At 62.5% G+C, this 16,208-nt stretch carries 17 protein-coding genes; 6 read left to right on the top strand and 11 right to left on the bottom strand.

All coding sequences use genetic code 11. The annotated features are described in order from the left end of the window. Positions 1–66: 66 nt before the first annotated feature. The 8 genes from N8A98_RS14240 to uraH all read right to left on the bottom strand — a co-directional run bounded on the left by N8A98_RS14240 (position 67) and on the right by uraH (position 9,926). Entirely contained in the window at positions 67–1,152 is a 1,086-nt protein-coding gene (locus N8A98_RS14240) for a BMP family ABC transporter substrate-binding protein (RefSeq protein ID WP_113120966.1), read from the bottom strand. A 55-nt stretch (positions 1,153–1,207) separates the two neighbouring features. After that, positions 1,208–2,131 (bottom strand): ABC transporter permease, encoded by a 924-nt coding sequence (locus N8A98_RS14235; RefSeq protein ID WP_113120867.1) that lies wholly within the window; start codon positions 2,129–2,131, stop codon positions 1,208–1,210. Next, positions 2,132–3,214, bottom strand: a complete 1,083-nt coding sequence (locus N8A98_RS14230) for an ABC transporter permease (RefSeq protein ID WP_113120866.1) — start codon at positions 3,212–3,214, stop codon at positions 2,132–2,134. Further along, entirely contained in the window at positions 3,198–4,730 is a 1,533-nt protein-coding gene (locus N8A98_RS14225; protein ID WP_262166282.1) for an ABC transporter ATP-binding protein, read from the bottom strand. Before N8A98_RS14225 ends, N8A98_RS14230 begins: the two co-directional genes overlap by 17 nt. Before the next feature lies 1 nt (position 4,731). After that, positions 4,732–5,592: a xanthine dehydrogenase accessory protein XdhC gene (gene xdhC, locus N8A98_RS14220; RefSeq protein ID WP_262166281.1), complete on the bottom strand. Its 861-nt coding sequence runs from the start codon at positions 5,590–5,592 to the stop codon at positions 4,732–4,734. A 189-nt stretch (positions 5,593–5,781) separates the two neighbouring features. After that, the gene (gene xdhB, locus N8A98_RS14215; RefSeq protein WP_262166279.1) at positions 5,782–8,109 is read right to left on the bottom strand and encodes a xanthine dehydrogenase molybdopterin binding subunit; all 2,328 of its coding nucleotides are present in this window, start codon (positions 8,107–8,109) and stop codon (positions 5,782–5,784) included. After that, entirely contained in the window at positions 8,109–9,566 is a 1,458-nt protein-coding gene (xdhA, locus tag N8A98_RS14210) for a xanthine dehydrogenase small subunit (protein WP_262166277.1), read from the bottom strand. The genes xdhB and xdhA overlap by 1 nt, the downstream gene beginning before the upstream one ends. Positions 9,567–9,569: 3 nt before the next feature. Continuing rightward, positions 9,570–9,926 (bottom strand): hydroxyisourate hydrolase, encoded by a 357-nt coding sequence (gene uraH / locus N8A98_RS14205; protein ID WP_262166275.1) that lies wholly within the window; start codon positions 9,924–9,926, stop codon positions 9,570–9,572. Positions 9,927–10,034: 108 nt separating this feature from the next. Here uraH and N8A98_RS14200 point away from each other — a divergent pair, with 108 nt between their 5' ends. Further along, entirely contained in the window at positions 10,035–11,024 is a 990-nt protein-coding gene (locus N8A98_RS14200) for a LysR family transcriptional regulator (RefSeq protein WP_262166273.1), read from the top strand. Between the two features lie 304 nt (positions 11,025–11,328). After that, entirely contained in the window at positions 11,329–12,744 is a 1,416-nt protein-coding gene (puuE, locus tag N8A98_RS14195) for an allantoinase PuuE (protein WP_262166271.1), read from the top strand. Here the strand turns inward: puuE and N8A98_RS14190 are convergent. Genes N8A98_RS14190 through N8A98_RS14180 form a run of 3 tightly spaced genes read right to left on the bottom strand, consistent with a single transcriptional unit; the run spans position 12,724 to position 13,728 of the window. Then, the gene (locus N8A98_RS14190; RefSeq protein ID WP_262166269.1) at positions 12,724–12,864 is read right to left on the bottom strand and encodes a hypothetical protein; all 141 of its coding nucleotides are present in this window, start codon (positions 12,862–12,864) and stop codon (positions 12,724–12,726) included. The two genes, puuE and N8A98_RS14190, sit on opposite strands and share 21 nt — an antisense overlap. A gap of 52 nt (positions 12,865–12,916) precedes the next feature. Further along, the gene (locus N8A98_RS14185; protein WP_262166267.1) at positions 12,917–13,279 is read right to left on the bottom strand and encodes a VOC family protein; all 363 of its coding nucleotides are present in this window, start codon (positions 13,277–13,279) and stop codon (positions 12,917–12,919) included. After that, positions 13,276–13,728, bottom strand: coding sequence for an SRPBCC family protein (locus tag N8A98_RS14180; RefSeq protein WP_262166266.1), 453 nt, complete (start codon positions 13,726–13,728; stop codon positions 13,276–13,278). The genes N8A98_RS14185 and N8A98_RS14180 overlap by 4 nt, the downstream gene beginning before the upstream one ends. 52 nt (positions 13,729–13,780) lie before the next feature. On the opposite strand from N8A98_RS14180, the gene N8A98_RS14175 reads away from it, so the two are divergent. The 4 genes from N8A98_RS14175 to N8A98_RS14160 are packed head-to-tail and all read left to right on the top strand — an operon-like array spanning position 13,781 to position 16,185. Next, positions 13,781–14,110, top strand: a complete 330-nt coding sequence (locus N8A98_RS14175; protein ID WP_262166264.1) for an ArsR/SmtB family transcription factor — start codon at positions 13,781–13,783, stop codon at positions 14,108–14,110. A gap of 49 nt (positions 14,111–14,159) precedes the next feature. Continuing rightward, entirely contained in the window at positions 14,160–14,843 is a 684-nt protein-coding gene (locus N8A98_RS14170) for a glutathione S-transferase family protein (RefSeq protein WP_262166261.1), read from the top strand. Between the two features lie 14 nt (positions 14,844–14,857). Then, positions 14,858–15,685: a bifunctional allantoicase/(S)-ureidoglycine aminohydrolase gene (locus N8A98_RS14165; protein WP_262166260.1), complete on the top strand. Its 828-nt coding sequence runs from the start codon at positions 14,858–14,860 to the stop codon at positions 15,683–15,685. Further along, positions 15,685–16,185 (top strand): ureidoglycolate lyase, encoded by a 501-nt coding sequence (locus N8A98_RS14160; RefSeq protein WP_262166257.1) that lies wholly within the window; start codon positions 15,685–15,687, stop codon positions 16,183–16,185. The genes N8A98_RS14165 and N8A98_RS14160 overlap by 1 nt, the downstream gene beginning before the upstream one ends. Positions 16,186–16,208: the final 23 nt, after the last annotated feature.

Genomic DNA, 16,208 nt, shown 5'->3' with positions numbered 1-16,208 from the left:
GGTCTACTTGGTGGTCGTGAAAAGGGGCGGGCGCAGGCCCGCCCCCTCAACTCAGTCAAACAACCCTTAAACCGGCTGTTCAACGCCTTCGACATACCAGTCCATGCTGAGCAGTTCGGCATCGGTCATGGTCACGCCGGCGGCGACGCGTTCGGCACCGGTATTGTCCTTGATCGGGCCGGTGAAGATGTGGAACGAGCCGTCGATCTGGCCGGTGCGGATCTTCTCGGCATCGGCCACGACGTCGGCCGGCACCTTCTCGTTATAGGGGCCCATCTGAACCACGTCTTCCTTGAGACCTTCCCAGGTATCGCCGGCCACCCAGGTGCCATCGATCACCGCCTTGGCGGAGGCCAGGTAGTGCGGGCCCCAATGGTCGATAATGGCGGTCAGCTGGGTTTCCGGAGCAAAGGCGCTCATGTCGGCGCCCTGGCCGAAGCCACCGATAATGCCGCGTTCCTGGGCAACCTGCAGGGCGGCCGGACCGTCGGTATGCTGGGCGATGATGTCGATGCCCTGATCGATCATGGCGCGCGCGGCGTCAGCTTCCTTGGCCGGGTCGTTCCAGGTCGAGATATAGACCGGCTTGACGGTGAAGTTGGGGTTGATGCGGCGGCCGCTCAGCGCCAGCGCATTGATACCCATCACCACTTCCGGGATCGGGAAGGAGCCGATATAGCCCGCCTTGCCGGTCTTGGACATATGGCCGGCAATGGTGCCGCAAACCGCGCGCCCTTCATAGAAGCGCGCATTGTAGAGCCCGACATTGTCGGCCTTCATATAGCCGGTGGCATGCTCGAACTTCACGTCGGGGAATTGCGGAGCAACCTTGATCACGGAGTCACCAAAGCCGAAGCTGGTGGCGAAAATCAACTTGTTGCCCTGCTGGGCCAGTTCGCGCAGCACGCGCTCGCAATCCGGACCTTCCGGAACGTTCTCGACATAGGTCGTCTCGACCGCGTCGCCCAGTTGCTCCTCGACATAGATGCGGCCCTGGTTGTGGGCGTAGTTATAGCCATTGTCGTTGATGGTGCCGACATAGATGAAGCCGATCTTGAGCGGCTCGGTCTGGGCGAAAGCCTTGGAGCCGAGCAGCGGCAGGGCTGCGGCTGCCCCGCCGATCTTCAGAATATTACGCCGTGAAAGGGTCATTCGTTTCTCCTGATTGACGTCTTGATATTCGATTGAGCCGGTCATTGGTGCCGGCTCAATTGCTGGGCAGAAACGGCTTGCCGAGGCAGGCCGGTGCATTGCTGGTTGCGTCGCGCCGGATCGAAATCAGGACCAGCACGATAATGGTAGCGAGATAGGGCAGAGCCGCCCAGAGCTCGGACGGAATGACTGAAAGCGGTCCGCCGCCGGCCTTGGCATAAAGCTCCATGGTCATCACCAGCCCGAACAGATAAGCGCCGGCCAAGAGGCGGAACGGCTTCCACGAGGCGAAAACCACCAGCGCCACCGCGATCCAGCCCCGGCCCGCCGTCATGCGCTCGGCCCATTGTGGCGTGAGCAGCAGCGGGAAACAGGCCCCAGCAATGCCGGCCATGGCGCCGCCGAACATGACCGCCGCATAGCGCACGCCCTTGACCGAATAGCCGATGGAATGGGCCGATAGATCATTCTCCCCCACAGCGCGCAGGATCAGGCCCGAGCGGGTACGGTGCAGGAACCACCAGATCGCCGCCACCATGAAGAACGAAAAATAGACCGGAAATGAATAGCCGAACAGCACCCGCCAGACCGGGTGGGTGGCCAGTTCCGCCGGAAACAGCGGCCGCATCAACTGCACCGGCTTGGCCGAGAACGGCGCGCCCGCCAGCGCCGAAAACCCGGTGCCGAAAATCGTCAGCGCCAGACCAGTCGCGGTCTGGTTGGCGGAGAGGCTCAGCGTCAAGAACCCGAAGATCAGCGAGGCGGCCGCCCCGGCAAAGGCCCCGCACAGCAGCGCGAAATAGGGATTACCCGTATAGAACTGCCCGGCAAAGCCGGCGATGGCGCCGACCAGCATCATGCCCTCGACGCCCAGATTGAGCACGCCGCTCTTTTCGACGACCAATTCACCCAAAGCCGCGATCAGGATCGGGGTGGCCGCGCCAACCAGGGTGACGATGATGGCGATATAGATATCCATCTATGCTGCCCCCGCCGCCGGTTGATTGACCACGCGCTTGAGCCGGTAGCGCACCAGAATGTCGCCCGCCAGCAGGAAGAACAGCACCATCGCCTGGAAAATCCCGGTGGCGGCATTGGGCAGGCCAATCGTGGTCTGCGCCACTTCGCCACCGACAAAGGTGATGGCCATGACAATGCCTGCAAAGATCACGCCCAGCGGATTGAGCCGGCCCAGAAACGCCACGATGATGGCGGTGAACCCATAATTGGTGGGAAAGCCCGGCACCATGCGCTGGAACGGCCCCGCCACTTCGAGCACACCCGCCAACCCAGCAAGCGCGCCACTGACCAGCATGGCCAGCCAGATCGTCTTGTTCTCGGAAAACCCGCCATAGCGCGCAGCGTGGGGCGCAGCGCCGACCACCCGCATCTGATAGCCGAACACCGAACGCGACATGATGAACCAGGCGACCAGCGCCACCACAATGGCGATGGGCACGCCCAGATGCACGATCGTACCGGGAATGATATTGGGCAGGCGCGCCGCCTCGGAGAAGAGCCGCGTCTGCGGAAAACCCATGCCCATCGGGTCCTTCCAGGGCGCGCGGATCAGATAATAGATCAGTTGCACTGAGGCATAGGTGAGCATCAGCGACGTCAGGATTTCATTGACGTTGAGCCGCGTCTTGAGCAGCGCCGGAATGGCCGCATACAACGCCCCGCCCACAACCCCCGCCAGGATCATCAGCGGCAAAATCCACGGGCCGGTCATGCCGTAAGTGGCCAGCGCCACCCAGGTGCCGGCCAGGCCCCCGATAATGTATTGCCCCTCCGCGCCGATATTCCAGACATTGGCGCGGTAGGCGATGGAGAGCCCCACCCCGATAATGATCAGCGGCGCGGCTTTTACGCCCAGGTCCTGCCATTTGTAGGCATTGGTCAGCGGGGTGAAGAAGATTTCGCGCACCGCACCAATGCCGTCATAGCCGATCAGCGAAAAGATGATCGCGCCCACCAGCATGGTCAGCAGCACGGCCGCAATCGGGGTCGTATAAAGCATGAGCCGCGACGGCTCCTGGCGCTTTTCAAGCCGGAACTGCATCGGCGACCTCCATCGTGCCATGCACTCCGCCCATCAACAGGCCAATCTCTTCCACCGACACCTCGCCCACCGGCTGGGACGCCGATAGCCGCCCCAGATTGATCACCGCCAGCGTGTCGCAGAGCGCCAGCAGTTCATCGAGATCCTGGCTGATCACCACAATGGCCGAACCCGCCGCCGCCAGATCAACCAGCGCCTGATGGATCGCCGCAGCAGCGCCCGCATCAACACCCCAGGTTGGCTGGCTGACCACCAGCACGCTGGGCTTTTGCAGGATTTCGCGGCCCATAATGTATTTTTGCAAATTCCCGCCCGAGAGCGAACCCGCAGTCGAGCCCGGCCCCAGCGCCTTGACGGCGAAATCGGCAATCACCTTGCCGGTATAGGTCTTGGCGGCGCCCGAATTGATCAGCCCCAGCATGACCATGCCCAGCCGGTCGCGCGCCGTCAGCACCGAATTATCGCTCAGCGAAAAATCGCCCACCGCCGCATGGCCATTGCGCTCTTCGGGCACCGCACAGAGGCCACGTTTGCGCCGGCCCGTCGTATCGAGCAGGCCTAGCGGATAGCCATCAATGGTCACAGCATCCTTGTCATCACCAATGATCTCGCCACTCAGCGCATCGAGCAGCGCGTTCTGCCCATTGCCGGCAACCCCGGCAATGCCGAAAATCTCGCCAGCCCGCACGGTAAAGCTCACATTGTCGACCGGCACATCGAAATGCCCGGTCTTCTTGGTGGAAAGTCGCGACACGACCAGCTTGGGCAGGCCCATGGACCGGCCCGGCTGACGCACAATATCCTTGAGACCCGCGCCGATCATCTTCTCCGCCATGGAGCGCGATGTCTCCTGCTTGGGGTCGCAGGTATCGACCAGCTTGCCGCCGCGCAGGATCGTCGCCGTATCACACAAGGCTTTGATTTCATGCAGCTTGTGGGAAATGTAGAGAATGGAACAGCCCTGCGCCGCGAGCTTGCGCAACACGTCGAACAATTGCTCGACCTCCTGCGGTGTCAGCACCGAAGTGGGCTCATCCATGATCAGCAATTTCGGATCGAGCAATAGCGCCCGCACGATTTCGATGCGTTGGCGCTCACCCACCGACAGCGTCGCCACGGTGCGATGCGGATCAAGCAGCAGGCCGTAAGTGCTCATCACCTCGCGGATGCGGGCTTCCAGATCGCGCGCCGGAATTTTGGCGTCCATGCCCAGCGCGATGTTTTCGAGCACCGTCAGCGCTTCAAACAGCGAGAAATGCTGGAACACCATGCCGATGCCGAGTTTGCGCGCGGCCTTGGGATTAGCGACGCTCACCACCTGCCCGTCCCAGCGGATTTCGCCGGCATCAGGCTGCATGATCCCATAGATCATCTTGACCAGGGTGGATTTGCCCGCGCCATTCTCGCCCAGCAGCGCATGGATTTCGCCCGGCTTGACCGCAAAACTGACATTGTCGTTGGCGAGCACGCCGGGAAAGCGCTTGGTGATACCGGTCAATTCCAGCCGATACGGCATACTAGCGTCCAATCACCGCCCCCAGTTTCGTGGGGGCGCGTGCCCGCGCAGTTTCAGCTTCCCACTGCCCAATGTGGACCATAATTTCTGCCGCCGCCAGTGCCGCAATGACCGAAGGCCTTTTATCCCCAAGCCCTTGGCGGCCAATGGGAGAAATCAGCCGCGCGAGCAAAGCCGGATCGCCCCCTTCCCCGCGAAACCAGCTGGAGAATTTGGCGCGCTTGGTCTGCGACCCCACCATGCCGACATAGGGACTGTCACTGCGCTTGAGCGCTTCGGCGACGATCAGGAAGTCCAGCGCATGATCATGGGTAAGCACGACATAGCTGCTTCCCTGCGGCGCCGACCGCACCACAGCCTCGGGCATAGCCACCCGCCGCCACGCCACACCCGCCGGCAAAGTGCTCAATTCTTCCTGCCGCGTATCGATCACTTCGGACCGCACCGGCAGTAACGCCAAAATCTGCGCCAGCGCCCTTCCGACATGTCCGGCACCGAAAATATAGATCTGCGGTTCCTTGGCCTCTTCGGCAGCAATGCGCCCGACCAGATTGGCGCGCACGCCCGCATCGGCATGGCGCAGGCTAACGCCGACCCGCCCCCCACAGCATTGCCCGATTTCCGGCCCCAACGGCACATCCATCGCCTCCTCGGCCCGCCCCTCGGCAATCAGGCGCCGCGCATGGTCAATGACCATATATTCGAGCGCCCCACCGCCAATCGTGCCGAAGATGGAGCCCATGCTGACCAGCATGAACGTGCCCTGCTCACGCGGCGACGAGCCCCGTACGGAGGTCAGTTCGCAGGCAATAATGGTGCGGTGCGCGGCGAGGAAATCGGCGAGTTCGGCGGAGCGGGTCATAGGGTGGCCTCCCCACGGTCGAGATTAACCGCCGCGCAGAACCCCCACCCTCGTTCCCTCCCCTCAGGGGGAGGGAGGCGACGAAACCGCCAATATGGAGGCTAAATGAGGCGTGGTGATCGAGAGCGTCCCCTCCCCCTTGAGGGGAGGGACAGGGTGGGGGTTCTGCAGTGGGGATGACCACCAATCTCACCCCCGCGCCTCCCGCTTCAGCCGCTCGCACCCCATCAACACCCGCTCGGGCGTCACCGGCGTATCCAGCCTCGGCGCAATTTTGTAATCCGCCACGCTCGCCACCGCCATGGACAGTGCCTCGACCACACTCATCGCCAGCATGAACGGCGGCTCGCCCACCGCCTTGGAGCGGCCAATCGTCGGCTCCTTGTTGACCGACCATTCCGCCAGCCGCACGTTGAAAATCGGCGGCACATCGCTCGCCACCGGAATCTTGTAGGTCGACGGCGCCTTGGTGCGCAGCTGGCCCTTGTCGTCCCACACTAGTTCCTCGGTGGTCAGCCACCCCATGCCCTGCACGAACCCACCCTCGACCTGCCCGATATCGATAGCCGGATTGAGCGAGCGCCCGACATCATGGAGGATATCGACGCGGTCCACCACATATTCGCCCGTCAGCGTATCGATCGTCACCTCGCTGACCGAAGCGCCATAAGCGAAATAATAGAACGGATGCCCGCGCCCGGTCGCCCGATCCCAATGGATTTTCGGCGTCTGATAGAAACCGGCGGCGGAAAGCTGCACGCGGTTCAGATACGCCGAGGCAATCAGCTCGGCAAATTCCACGAATTGCTCGCCCGCCTGAACGCCGCCGCGCACAAACTCCACCGCCGCTTCATCACATTGATAAAGCTTGGCCGCATGAGTCACGAGCCGCGCCTTGATCTGATTGGCCGCATCCCAGGCCGCCATGCCGTTAAGATCCGAACCCGATGAAGCAGCCGTGGCCGAAGTATTGGGCACCTTGCCTGTGGAGGTCGCCATGATCTTGATGGCATCGAGCCCAACGCAGAAGGCATCGGCCAAAACCTGCGCCACCTTGATATAGAGCCCCTGCCCCATTTCGGTGCCGCCATGGCTGAGATGGATCGAGCCATCCTTATAGATATGCACCAAGGCGCCGGCCTGATTGTACCAGGTGGCGGTGAAGGAAATGCCGAACTTGACCGGCGTCAGCGCAATACCCTTTTTGAGGATCGCGCTGCCCGCATTGTACTCAAGGATCGCCTTGCGCCGGGCCTGATAATCCGAGGACTGCTCGAGCTCATCCACCACGCGATGGATGACATTGTCCTCCACCACCTGGTGATAGGGCGTCACGTTCTCGCTGTCAGTGCCGTAGAAATTGGCCTTGCGGATATCGAGCGGATCGCGCCCCAGATCATAGGCTATATCCTCGATCCAGCGCTCGCAGGCCATCATGCCCTGCGGGCCACCAAAGCCGCGAAAAGCCGTGTTGGACACGGTATTGGTATAAAGCGGCTCGGACCGCACCCGCACAGCGGGATACCAATAGGCATTGTCGGCGTGGAACAAGGCCCGGTCGGTGACGGGGCCGGAAAGGTCCGAGGAAAATCCGGCGCGGGCGCCATAAACGGCGTCAACCGCCTGAATTTTGCCCGTCTCGTCATAGCCGACATCATAATCGACCACGAAATCGTGCCGCTTGCCGGTGGCAGTCATATCGTCATCGCGGTCGGGGCGGATTTTGCAGGCGCGGTTCCACTTCTTGGCCGCAATGGCCGCGACCACCGCGAACAGATTGCCCTGCGTTTCCTTGCCGCCAAAACCGCCGCCCATGCGGCGCACATTCACCGTGACCGCATGCTGCTGAGAATTGAGCACATGAGCCACCATCAGCTGCACTTCGCTGGGGTGCTGGGTGGAGGAATAGACCGTCACGTCCTCATCCTCCCCCGGCACTGCCATAGCGATCTGGCCCTCGAGATAGAAGTGGTCCTGCCCGCCAATAGTGACGCTGCCCTTGACCCGGCGCGGCGATTTTTCAAAGCCCGCCGCGACATCCCCCCGCTCGAGCTTAAGCGGCTCAGTCACCAATTGCCCACCCGCGGCCTGTGCGGCGCGGACATCAAGGGCGAACGGCAAATCCTTGTACTTAACCTTGGCGAGATGCGCCGCCCGCCGCGCCTGATCACGGGTTTCCGCGATCACGGCAAACAGCGGCTGGCCCCAGAAATGCACCTTGCCCGCGGCAAAGATCGGCTCGTCATGCTTGTGGCTGGGCGAAACATCATTCTCGCCGGGAATGTCCTCGGCGGTGAGCACGCCAATCACGCCGGGCGCGGCTTTGACCGCCGCATAGTCGATAGCAACAATCTCGGCATGCGGCTTGGTCGAGAGCGCGAGATAGGCATGCATCGTGCCGGCTGGCTCGATCATGTCATCGATATATTCGGCCGAGCCGGAGACATGCTTGGGCCCGCTATCGTGACGGGTGGGTTCGTGCAGCGTCGAGCGGGAGATGGTCGGGTGCTTGTTCATCACGCCACCTCCCGCCGCAATCTTTGTCCATGACCAGTCGTCTCATGGAAAAACCGCAGCAGCAGGTTCTGCGCCGTTAGCAGTCGATATTCGGCCGAAGCGCGCATATCGGAAATCGGCTGATAATCCTCGCCAAACACAGCCATCGCCGCTTCAACCGTTTCCAGCGTCCATGGCTTGCCCACCAAAGCCGCTTCCACGGCCTTGGCACGCTTTGGCGTCGCCGCCATGCCGCCGAAGGCGATGCGGGCCATGCCGACCACGCCGGCATCACTCACGAAAACCCGGAACGCCCCGCACAGCGCCGAGATATCCTCTTCGCGCCGCTTGGAAATCTTGTAGGTGGCGAAATGCTCGCCCGCCGGCAGATAGGGAATGGTGACGCTTTCGACGAACTCGCCCGGCTGGCGATCCTGCTTGCCATAGGCGAGGAAATAATCCTCCAATCTGATCTCGCGACGATGCTCGCCGCGCCGTAGATGCAGCTTGGCCCCCAGCGCGATCAGCGGCGGCGGCGTGTCGCCAATCGGCGAGCCATTGGCGATGTTGCCCCCGATCGTGCCCATATTGCGGATCTGTTCGCCCGCAATGCGATCCCACAATTCGCCCAGCTGCGGGAAATTGGCGGCAATGGACGGCAGGGCTTCCGAATAGCTGACCCCAGCATAGAGCCGCAATTCGCTGTCGTTTTCCGCAATGCGCTTGAGCTCCTGCAGATGGCCGATGAAAATCACCGGGCCAATGCGGCGCATGAATTTGGTGACCCACAGGCCCACATCGGTCGAGCCGGCCACGATGGTCGCGGTGGGATTGGCTTCGTAAACAGCAGCGAAATCATCAAGGCTCGCCGGCACAATAATCTGATCGGCAATCTCGACCCGGCGCCCATCATGGATCGCCTTGATCTTGCCCTTGAGCGCAATGCGCTCGGCCCGCAGCGGATCGGCTTCCGGCGCGCCATAGGAGGAAATCGCCTTGGCCGCGCGGATGATCGGCGCATAGCCAGTGCAGCGACAAAGATTGCCCTGCAATGCCTTTTCAATCGCCGGCTGGCTCGGATGAGGATCGCGCATCCACAGCCCATAAAGGCTCATCACAAAACCGGGCGTACAAAACCCGCACTGGCTGCCATGCTGATCGACCATGGCCTGCTGCACGGGATGCAGCGTGCCATCCTTGGCCCGCAAATGCTCCACCGTCACCACATGGGTGCCGTGCAGGCTCCCCACGAAGCGAATGCAGGCGGTGACCGAGTCATAGATCATCTCATCGCCGGCAAGCCGCCCGACCAACACGGTGCAAGCCCCGCAATCGCCCTCGGCGCAGCCTTCCTTGCTGCCACGCAGCCGCTTTGCCAGCCGCAGGAAATCGAGCAGCGTCTGGTCCGCCGCCACATCGGTCAGCGCAATTTCCTCGTCATTGAGGATGAAGCGGATGGCGTTGGCGATCTCGGCCATGCCCTAGCTCCCCCGATAGGTCGAATAAGCAAAGGGGCTGACCAGCAGCGGCACGTGATAATGCTTGTCCTCGGAAATCGTGAACCGGATCGGCACGACGTCGAGGAATTGCGCCTCCAGCTCCACGCCCAGGCGCTCGAAATATTGCCCGACATGGAAATGGATTTCATATTCGCCATGCTGGAACTGCTGCTCGTCCAGCAGCGGCTGATCGACCCGACCATCCCCATTGGTATAGCTATCGGCAATGTGATGCGTATGATCGCCATGCACATAGAGCAGCTCAAGCCGCATCCCCTTGGCCGGCTTGCCATGCATCGTATCCAATACGTGCGTCGTCAGGCGTCCAATACCCGCCATAAGCTGCTCCTTGCGTCGTCCCCGCACAAACCATAGCGCGCGTGGAATTGTTCTTGATACTCTCAATTTGGGAGCATTATGCTGCCAGATCGGCAGCAGTGTAAGATCATGGATTCCAAACCAAAGCCACAGGACCGTCCCCGCGAACACGCCCTTTCCACGGGCCTTTTGGCGCGGGTGTTCCACCAGCCATCGCTGATCTATTTCAACGCCGTGGCGACCCACTTGTCGATCCGCGAGGCCGCGCGACGGCTCGATATCGCCTCCTCGGCCATCACAAGGCAGGTCGCCCAGCTTGAAGATGCCTTGGGAATTGCCCTCTTCATCCGCGAAAAGCGGCGCCTGCGCCTCTCTCCCGCCGGCGAAATCCTGTTCCGTCACTCGCGCCGGCTGGCCGCGCCCATCGAGGCGGCAGTGTCCGAAATCGAGATGCTGCGCGGCATCAAATCGGGTTCGGTCCGCATCGCGGCGGCCGAAAGCATTGGCCTGTCCTTCCTGCCCCGCCTCATCACCGATTTCGGCCGGCGTTATCCCCGGCTGAACCTCGATGTTTCGCTCACCTCCTCCTCCGGCGTCATCGAACGGCTGCTAGACGAACGCGTCGATATCGGGCTGGGCTTCATCGCCAAGCCACCCCGCCAGATCGACGTTGCCTTCCGCCGCGATGTGCGGATCGGCGCGGTAATGGCGCCCGACCACCCGCTGGCCGCCAGCAAACACCTCACCTTCCGCCAATGCATCGAGCACCCGCTGGCCGTGGCCAAGCCCGAAATCTCCATCCGCGAAGTCATCGAGCCCTTCCTGCGCGGCTCAGCCACCATCCTGCCCCCGCTGGTCGAAGTCGATTCGATCCGCCTCATGGTGGAACTGGCTCTGGGCGGCCACTATGCCTCGATCATGACGCCGATCGGCGCCCAGAACGAAATCGAACGCGGCACGCTGGTCTTCCGCCCGCTCGAAGATAGCGGCCTGCCCACCAACCGCTTCGGCATCATGGTCCGCGGCGGCAGCGCCCTGCACCTGGCCCCCGCAATATTTTTCGACCACGCCAAGGGCTATTTCGAAGGCGTTTCGCTGCCGGGGGCGGTAGCGCAGTAGATCTCATAGTGAGCAGGTGCCGGTAGCCGTCGCCTCCCTCCCCCTTGAGGGGAGGGATTGAGGGTGGGGGTCGGCGGGCGCTAGCGCAAATGCCCCAACGACCCCCACCCCGGCCCTCCCCTCAAGGGGGAGGGAGGGCGAACACCTCGATGCCGCACGTGGGAGGGACGGCAAGCAGAGCCTCCCGCCCACACCAGAATCCCCCAGTGGGTAGCAGCTATTCCCCCGCATATCCCACCTAGCGCAGCACCCCCACATCTGCTTACCTTACCGCCTCCCTCCGACCTTTCCACGAGACAGTCCAATGCGTTACCCCCGCGACATGCACGGCCACGGCCCCACTCCGCCCAATGCCAATTGGCCCGGCGGCGCGCATGTGGCGGTGCAATTCGTGCTCAATTACGAAGAGGGTGGGGAAAACAATATCCTGCATGGCGATGCCGCGTCCGAGGCCTTCCTCGTCGACGTGGTGGGCGCTGCGCCCTGGCCCGACAAGCGCCATTGGAATGTTGAGTCCATGTATGAATATGGCGCGCGGGCCGGCTTCTGGCGGCTGCACCGCCTGTTTACCGAAGCCGCCCTGCCCGTCACCATCTATGGCGTCGCCACCGCCCTGATGCGCGCCCCCACCCAGCTTGCCGCCATGCAGGACGCCGGCTGGGAAATCGCCAGCCACGGCTATAAATGGGTCGAACACAAGGACATGACGCCCGAAGTCGAGCGCCAGCAGATCGCCGAGGCAATCCGCCTCCACACCATCGCGACGGGCGAGCGCCCCCTGGGCTGGTACACCGGCCGCTGCTCACTCAACACGGTCGATCTGGTCTCAGAGGCCGGTGGCTTTGCCTATATCTCGGACACCTATGACGACGACCTGCCCTATTGGCGCGTGCATCAGGGCAATCCGCAACTGATCATTCCCTATACGCTTTCGGCCAATGACATGCGCTTCGTCACCGCCTCGGGCTTTGACAATGGCGAGGAATATTTCCAGTTCCTCAAGGACAGCTTCGACTGCCTCTATGCCGAGGGCCAAGCCGGCTCACCCAAGATGATGTCGATTGGCCTGCATTGCCGCCTCGTCGGCCAGCCCGGCCGCTTCCAAGGGCTCAAAAAGTTCGTCGACTACATCAAAAGCTTCGACAAAGTCTGGGTGCCCACCCGCCTCGAGATCGCCCAGCACTGGGCCAAAGAGCATCCTTACCAGGCGCCCGAATTCATCCCGTCCCAGCTGCCCAAAGCCGAGTTCGTCGAAAAATTCGGCTCCATCTTCGAGCACTCTCCCTGGATTGCCGAACGCGCCTGGGAGGGCGAACTGGCCCCGGTCAACGACACCGCCATCGGCCTGCAATTCGCCCTGCGCACCCAGTTCCGCCTCGCCACTGACGAAGAACGCCTCGCCGTGCTGCGCGCCCACCCCGACCTGGCCGGCAAGCTGGCCGCCGCCAAGCGGCTCACCGCAGCCTCGACCGAAGAACAGGCCTCAGCCGGGCTCGACGCCCTGACCGATGCCGAGCGCGAAAAGTTCACCGCGCTCAACAAAACCTATGTCGAAAAATTCGGCTTCCCGTTCATCATCGCGGTCAAGGACAATACCAAGGCCTCGATCCTGGCCGCCTTCGAGACGCGCATCACCAACAGCGCCGCCGAAGAGTTCAAGGCGGCCTGCGCGCAGGTCGAACGCATTGCGCTGCTGCGGCTAAAGGCGATCCTGCCGTAAATCCGGCAAATCGGCTTCCCGCAACAGGGTGGCCAGCAAGGCCAACAGCCCAAGCCAGGGCACATTGTGCCGCAGCCAATCCGCCGTTTGCCGCCCGCTTTGGTGCTCATGTTCACTCATGAGCACCATCATGCGCGCCAATAGTTGATGATTTGGTAAGCCTAACGCCGCGTTACCAGGCGTCCGGCGTGCGCACCAGATGCACGATACCGGCCGGGTTGAAGAACCACCCGCCCGCGAAACCCTTGCCCAATGGCTCGATGCCATCATTGCGAACCACACCCGCTTCCTCCAACGCATTGGCTGCGGCGGGGAAATCCGGCGTGAACAGCTCCAGCCACACCTCGGCTTGCGACAATTGCGGCACATGGTCGATCCATAGCCGGTTCGGTCCATAGATGAAGCCGACCACATCCGGCTTCTCCGGAACGCGCTGCAGCTTGAGCGTATCCCGGTAGAACGCCACGGTGGCCTCGTAGCAATGGGTCGGCACCTTCATGGCAATATTGATGCCGCCGCCGATCTCCGCGCTCACTTATAAAATCCCTCGCGCAGATTGATGCCGTGCTCGATATAGGCCTTGAGCGCGCACAGCATGCCGGTCCACCCCTCGCAATTGCCCAAGGCCGCCTTGAGCCCGGCGTCGCCGTCGCGCCAGCCTTTTTCCGCGATGGTCACCAGCGTCCGGCCATCATCGAGCCCGGAAAAGCTCATGGTGACCGTCGTGTCATAGGCCGGCCCGCCATCGTCGGCCGCCTGCCAATGCAACACGATTTCCTTGTCTTTCTCGACCCGCTCGACCTTCACCGGAAAGGCCCCGGGGAAATCGGCAAAGTCCCAGCTCACCGTCGCGCCAGTCTCCAGCCGCCCCTTGGCGCCGCCCGTGGTGAAATAGCCCGATAGCTGCTTGGGGTCGGCCACCGCCTCGAACACTTCATGCACCGGCTTGGCGATGCGCCCGCTGACCCTGAAATCATAAGCCATTTCGTCTCTCCTCATGCTTGACTGCACTTACGATATGTTATAAAAATATAACATGTCAACTGAAGACGAAAACGACAGCATCTTCAAGGCCCTGAGCCACCGCGCCCGTCGGCACATCCTCGATCTGCTCAAGGATGAATCCCGCACCACCGGCATGCTCTGCGATCTGCTGCCGGAGCTGGATCGCTGCACCGTGATGCAGCATCTCAAGGTGCTGGAAGACGCTGGACTGATCGTGGTCGAACGGCGCGGCCGCGAGCGCTGGAACCATCTCGACGCCCTGCCCATCCACGCCCTGCACGAGCGCTGGATCGGTCCCTACGCCACCTATGCCGCCGCCATGCTGAGCAAGCTCAAACGGCAGGTGGAGACGCCAGCCTGACTTGCTTCGACTCTGCCGAGACGCTACGCCACGGCCATTGGAGGGTCCCATGTTCAAGCTCTACATCGCCAACAAGAATTACTCGTCCTGGTCGCTGCGTCCCTGGGTGCTGATGCGCGAACTCGGCATCCCCTTCGACGAACAGCTGCGACCCTTCAACGATGGCCCAACCCTGGCTTTTGGCGATGTTTCGCCCAGCGGCCGCTTCCCCTGCCTCATCGATGGCGACACCCTGGTCTGGGACTCGCTCGCCATCGCCGAATACCTGGCCGAAAGCCATGACCAGGTCTGGCCGGCCGACAAAATCGCCCGCGCCTTTGCGCGTTCGGCTGCCGCCGAAATGCATTCTGGCTTTCCTCATTTGCGCAATATCTGCGGCATGAATGTCGGCATCCGGGTCGAACTCTCGGCCATCCCTGACGGCCTCGCCAATGACATCGCCCGCATCGACGCGCTATGGAACGACGGCCTCACCCGCTTCGGCGGACCCTTCCTTGCCGGCGAGAGATTCACCGCCGTTGACGCCTTCTTCAGCGCCGTCGCCTTCCGCGTGCAGATCTACGATCTCAAGCTCAGCGCCCCTGCTGCTGCCTATGCCCAGGGCCTGCTGGCCCTGCCCTCGATGCAGGATTGGTATGCCGCAGCGCTCAAGGAAACCTGGCGCAAGGCACTCTATGAGCGGGAAGCCCTTGCCGCCGGCCGCATCGTCGCCGATTATCGCCAGACTGCCTGAACGCTGGGAATATTATGGCCGATTCAACCTACGCCACCCCGTCTGCTGGCCTGCCCGCGCAGACCGCCCTCCACACCGGCCGCGCCGTCTTCACCGAGGCCTATGCGGTCATCCCGCATGGGGTGATGCGCGACATCGTCACCAGCTATTTGCCGCATTGGCAGAACACCCGCGCCTGGGTCATCGCCCGCCCGCTCTCGGGCTTTTCCGAGACCTTTTCGCAATACATCATGGAAGTGCTGCCCGGCGGCGGCAGCGACAGGCCCGAGCCCGATGCGGGAGCAGAAGGCGTACTCTTCGTGGTCGAGGGTGAAGTCAGCCTCACCATCGACGGCCAGCCCCACCTGCTCAGCCCCGGCGGCTATGCCTTCCTGCCCCCCGGCTGCGTCTGGACCCTGCTCAACAAGAGCGCCGCATCCGCCCGTTTCCACTGGGTGCGCAAGCGCTATGAGGCCGTCGAGGGGATCGACGCTCCCACCGCCTTCGTCGCCAATGAACGCGATACCCCCATCCGCTGGATGCCCGGCACCGACGATCGCTGGGGCACCACCCGCTTTGTCGAGCCCACCGACCTGCGCCACGACATGCATGTCAATATCGTCACGCTCGAACCCGGCGCCTCGATCCCGTTCGAGGAAACCCACGTCATGGAACACGGGCTTTACGTGCTCGAGGGCAAGGCGGTCTATCGGCTCAATCGCGACTGGGTCGAGGTCGAGGCCGGCGATTTCATGTGGCTGCGCGCCTTCTGCCCTCAGGCCTGCTACGCCGGCGGCCCCGGCCGGTTCCGCTATCTGCTCTATAAGGACGTCAACCGCCACATGCAGCTGAGCCTGCGCTGATGAGCGCCCCGGCCATCCTCATCGAGCCGTTGACCCCGGAAGCCTTCGCGCCCTTCGGCCAGGTGATCCAGACGGCCGGCGCCCATCACTACCCCATCAATGCGGGCATGACCGAGCGCTTCCACGATCTGGCCAATGTGCAATTGGGCGGGGATAATCCCCGCCCGCTGATCTCGATCTTTCGCGGCCAGCCCTATGCCATTCCGCTCAGCCTGAAGCTGGTCGAGCGCCACCCCCTGGGTAGCCAGGCCTTCTATCCTCTCTCCGACCGACCATTCCTGGTCATTGTCGCGCCTGACATGGACGGCATCCCGGGCACGCCCCGCGCCTTCCTCACCGGACCGGGGCAAGGCGTCAACATAGCGATGAACACCTGGCATGGCGTGCTGACGCCGCTGGAGCGCGACAGCGATTTCCTCGTGGTCGATCGCGGCGGCGATGGCAACAATCTGGAGGAATATCTTTACCCCGCGCCATTCATCGTCAAACACGCCGATTGAAACCCGGACGGGCGAGCATCCAT

It is taken from the genome of Devosia neptuniae (genome assembly GCF_025452235.1).
Taxonomy (GTDB): domain Bacteria; phylum Pseudomonadota; class Alphaproteobacteria; order Rhizobiales; family Devosiaceae; genus Devosia.
Note: the sequence above shows the minus strand (reverse complement) of the source record. Positions and strands in the feature narration are given on the sequence as shown.

Coding starts and splice junctions, on each gene's coding strand:
- N8A98_RS14240 (WP_113120966.1), bottom strand. CDS start 1,152: ATGACCCTTTCACGGCGTAATATTCTGAAGATCGGCGGGGCAGCCGCA.
- N8A98_RS14235 (WP_113120867.1), bottom strand. CDS start 2,131: ATGGATATCTATATCGCCATCATCGTCACCCTGGTTGGCGCGGCCACC.
- N8A98_RS14230 (WP_113120866.1), bottom strand. CDS start 3,214: ATGCAGTTCCGGCTTGAAAAGCGCCAGGAGCCGTCGCGGCTCATGCTT.
- N8A98_RS14225 (WP_262166282.1), bottom strand. CDS start 4,730: ATGCCGTATCGGCTGGAATTGACCGGTATCACCAAGCGCTTTCCCGGC.
- xdhC (WP_262166281.1), bottom strand. CDS start 5,592: ATGACCCGCTCCGCCGAACTCGCCGATTTCCTCGCCGCGCACCGCACC.
- xdhB (WP_262166279.1), bottom strand. CDS start 8,109: ATGAACAAGCACCCGACCATCTCCCGCTCGACGCTGCACGAACCCACC.
- xdhA (WP_262166277.1), bottom strand. CDS start 9,566: ATGGCCGAGATCGCCAACGCCATCCGCTTCATCCTCAATGACGAGGAA.
- uraH (WP_262166275.1), bottom strand. CDS start 9,926: ATGGCGGGTATTGGACGCCTGACGACGCACGTATTGGATACGATGCAT.
- N8A98_RS14200 (WP_262166273.1), top strand. CDS start 10,035: ATGGATTCCAAACCAAAGCCACAGGACCGTCCCCGCGAACACGCCCTT.
- puuE (WP_262166271.1), top strand. CDS start 11,329: ATGCGTTACCCCCGCGACATGCACGGCCACGGCCCCACTCCGCCCAAT.
- N8A98_RS14190 (WP_262166269.1), bottom strand. CDS start 12,864: ATGAGTGAACATGAGCACCAAAGCGGGCGGCAAACGGCGGATTGGCTG.
- N8A98_RS14180 (WP_262166266.1), bottom strand. CDS start 13,728: ATGGCTTATGATTTCAGGGTCAGCGGGCGCATCGCCAAGCCGGTGCAT.
- N8A98_RS14175 (WP_262166264.1), top strand. CDS start 13,781: ATGTCAACTGAAGACGAAAACGACAGCATCTTCAAGGCCCTGAGCCAC.
- N8A98_RS14170 (WP_262166261.1), top strand. CDS start 14,160: ATGTTCAAGCTCTACATCGCCAACAAGAATTACTCGTCCTGGTCGCTG.
- N8A98_RS14165 (WP_262166260.1), top strand. CDS start 14,858: ATGGCCGATTCAACCTACGCCACCCCGTCTGCTGGCCTGCCCGCGCAG.
- N8A98_RS14160 (WP_262166257.1), top strand. CDS start 15,685: ATGAGCGCCCCGGCCATCCTCATCGAGCCGTTGACCCCGGAAGCCTTC.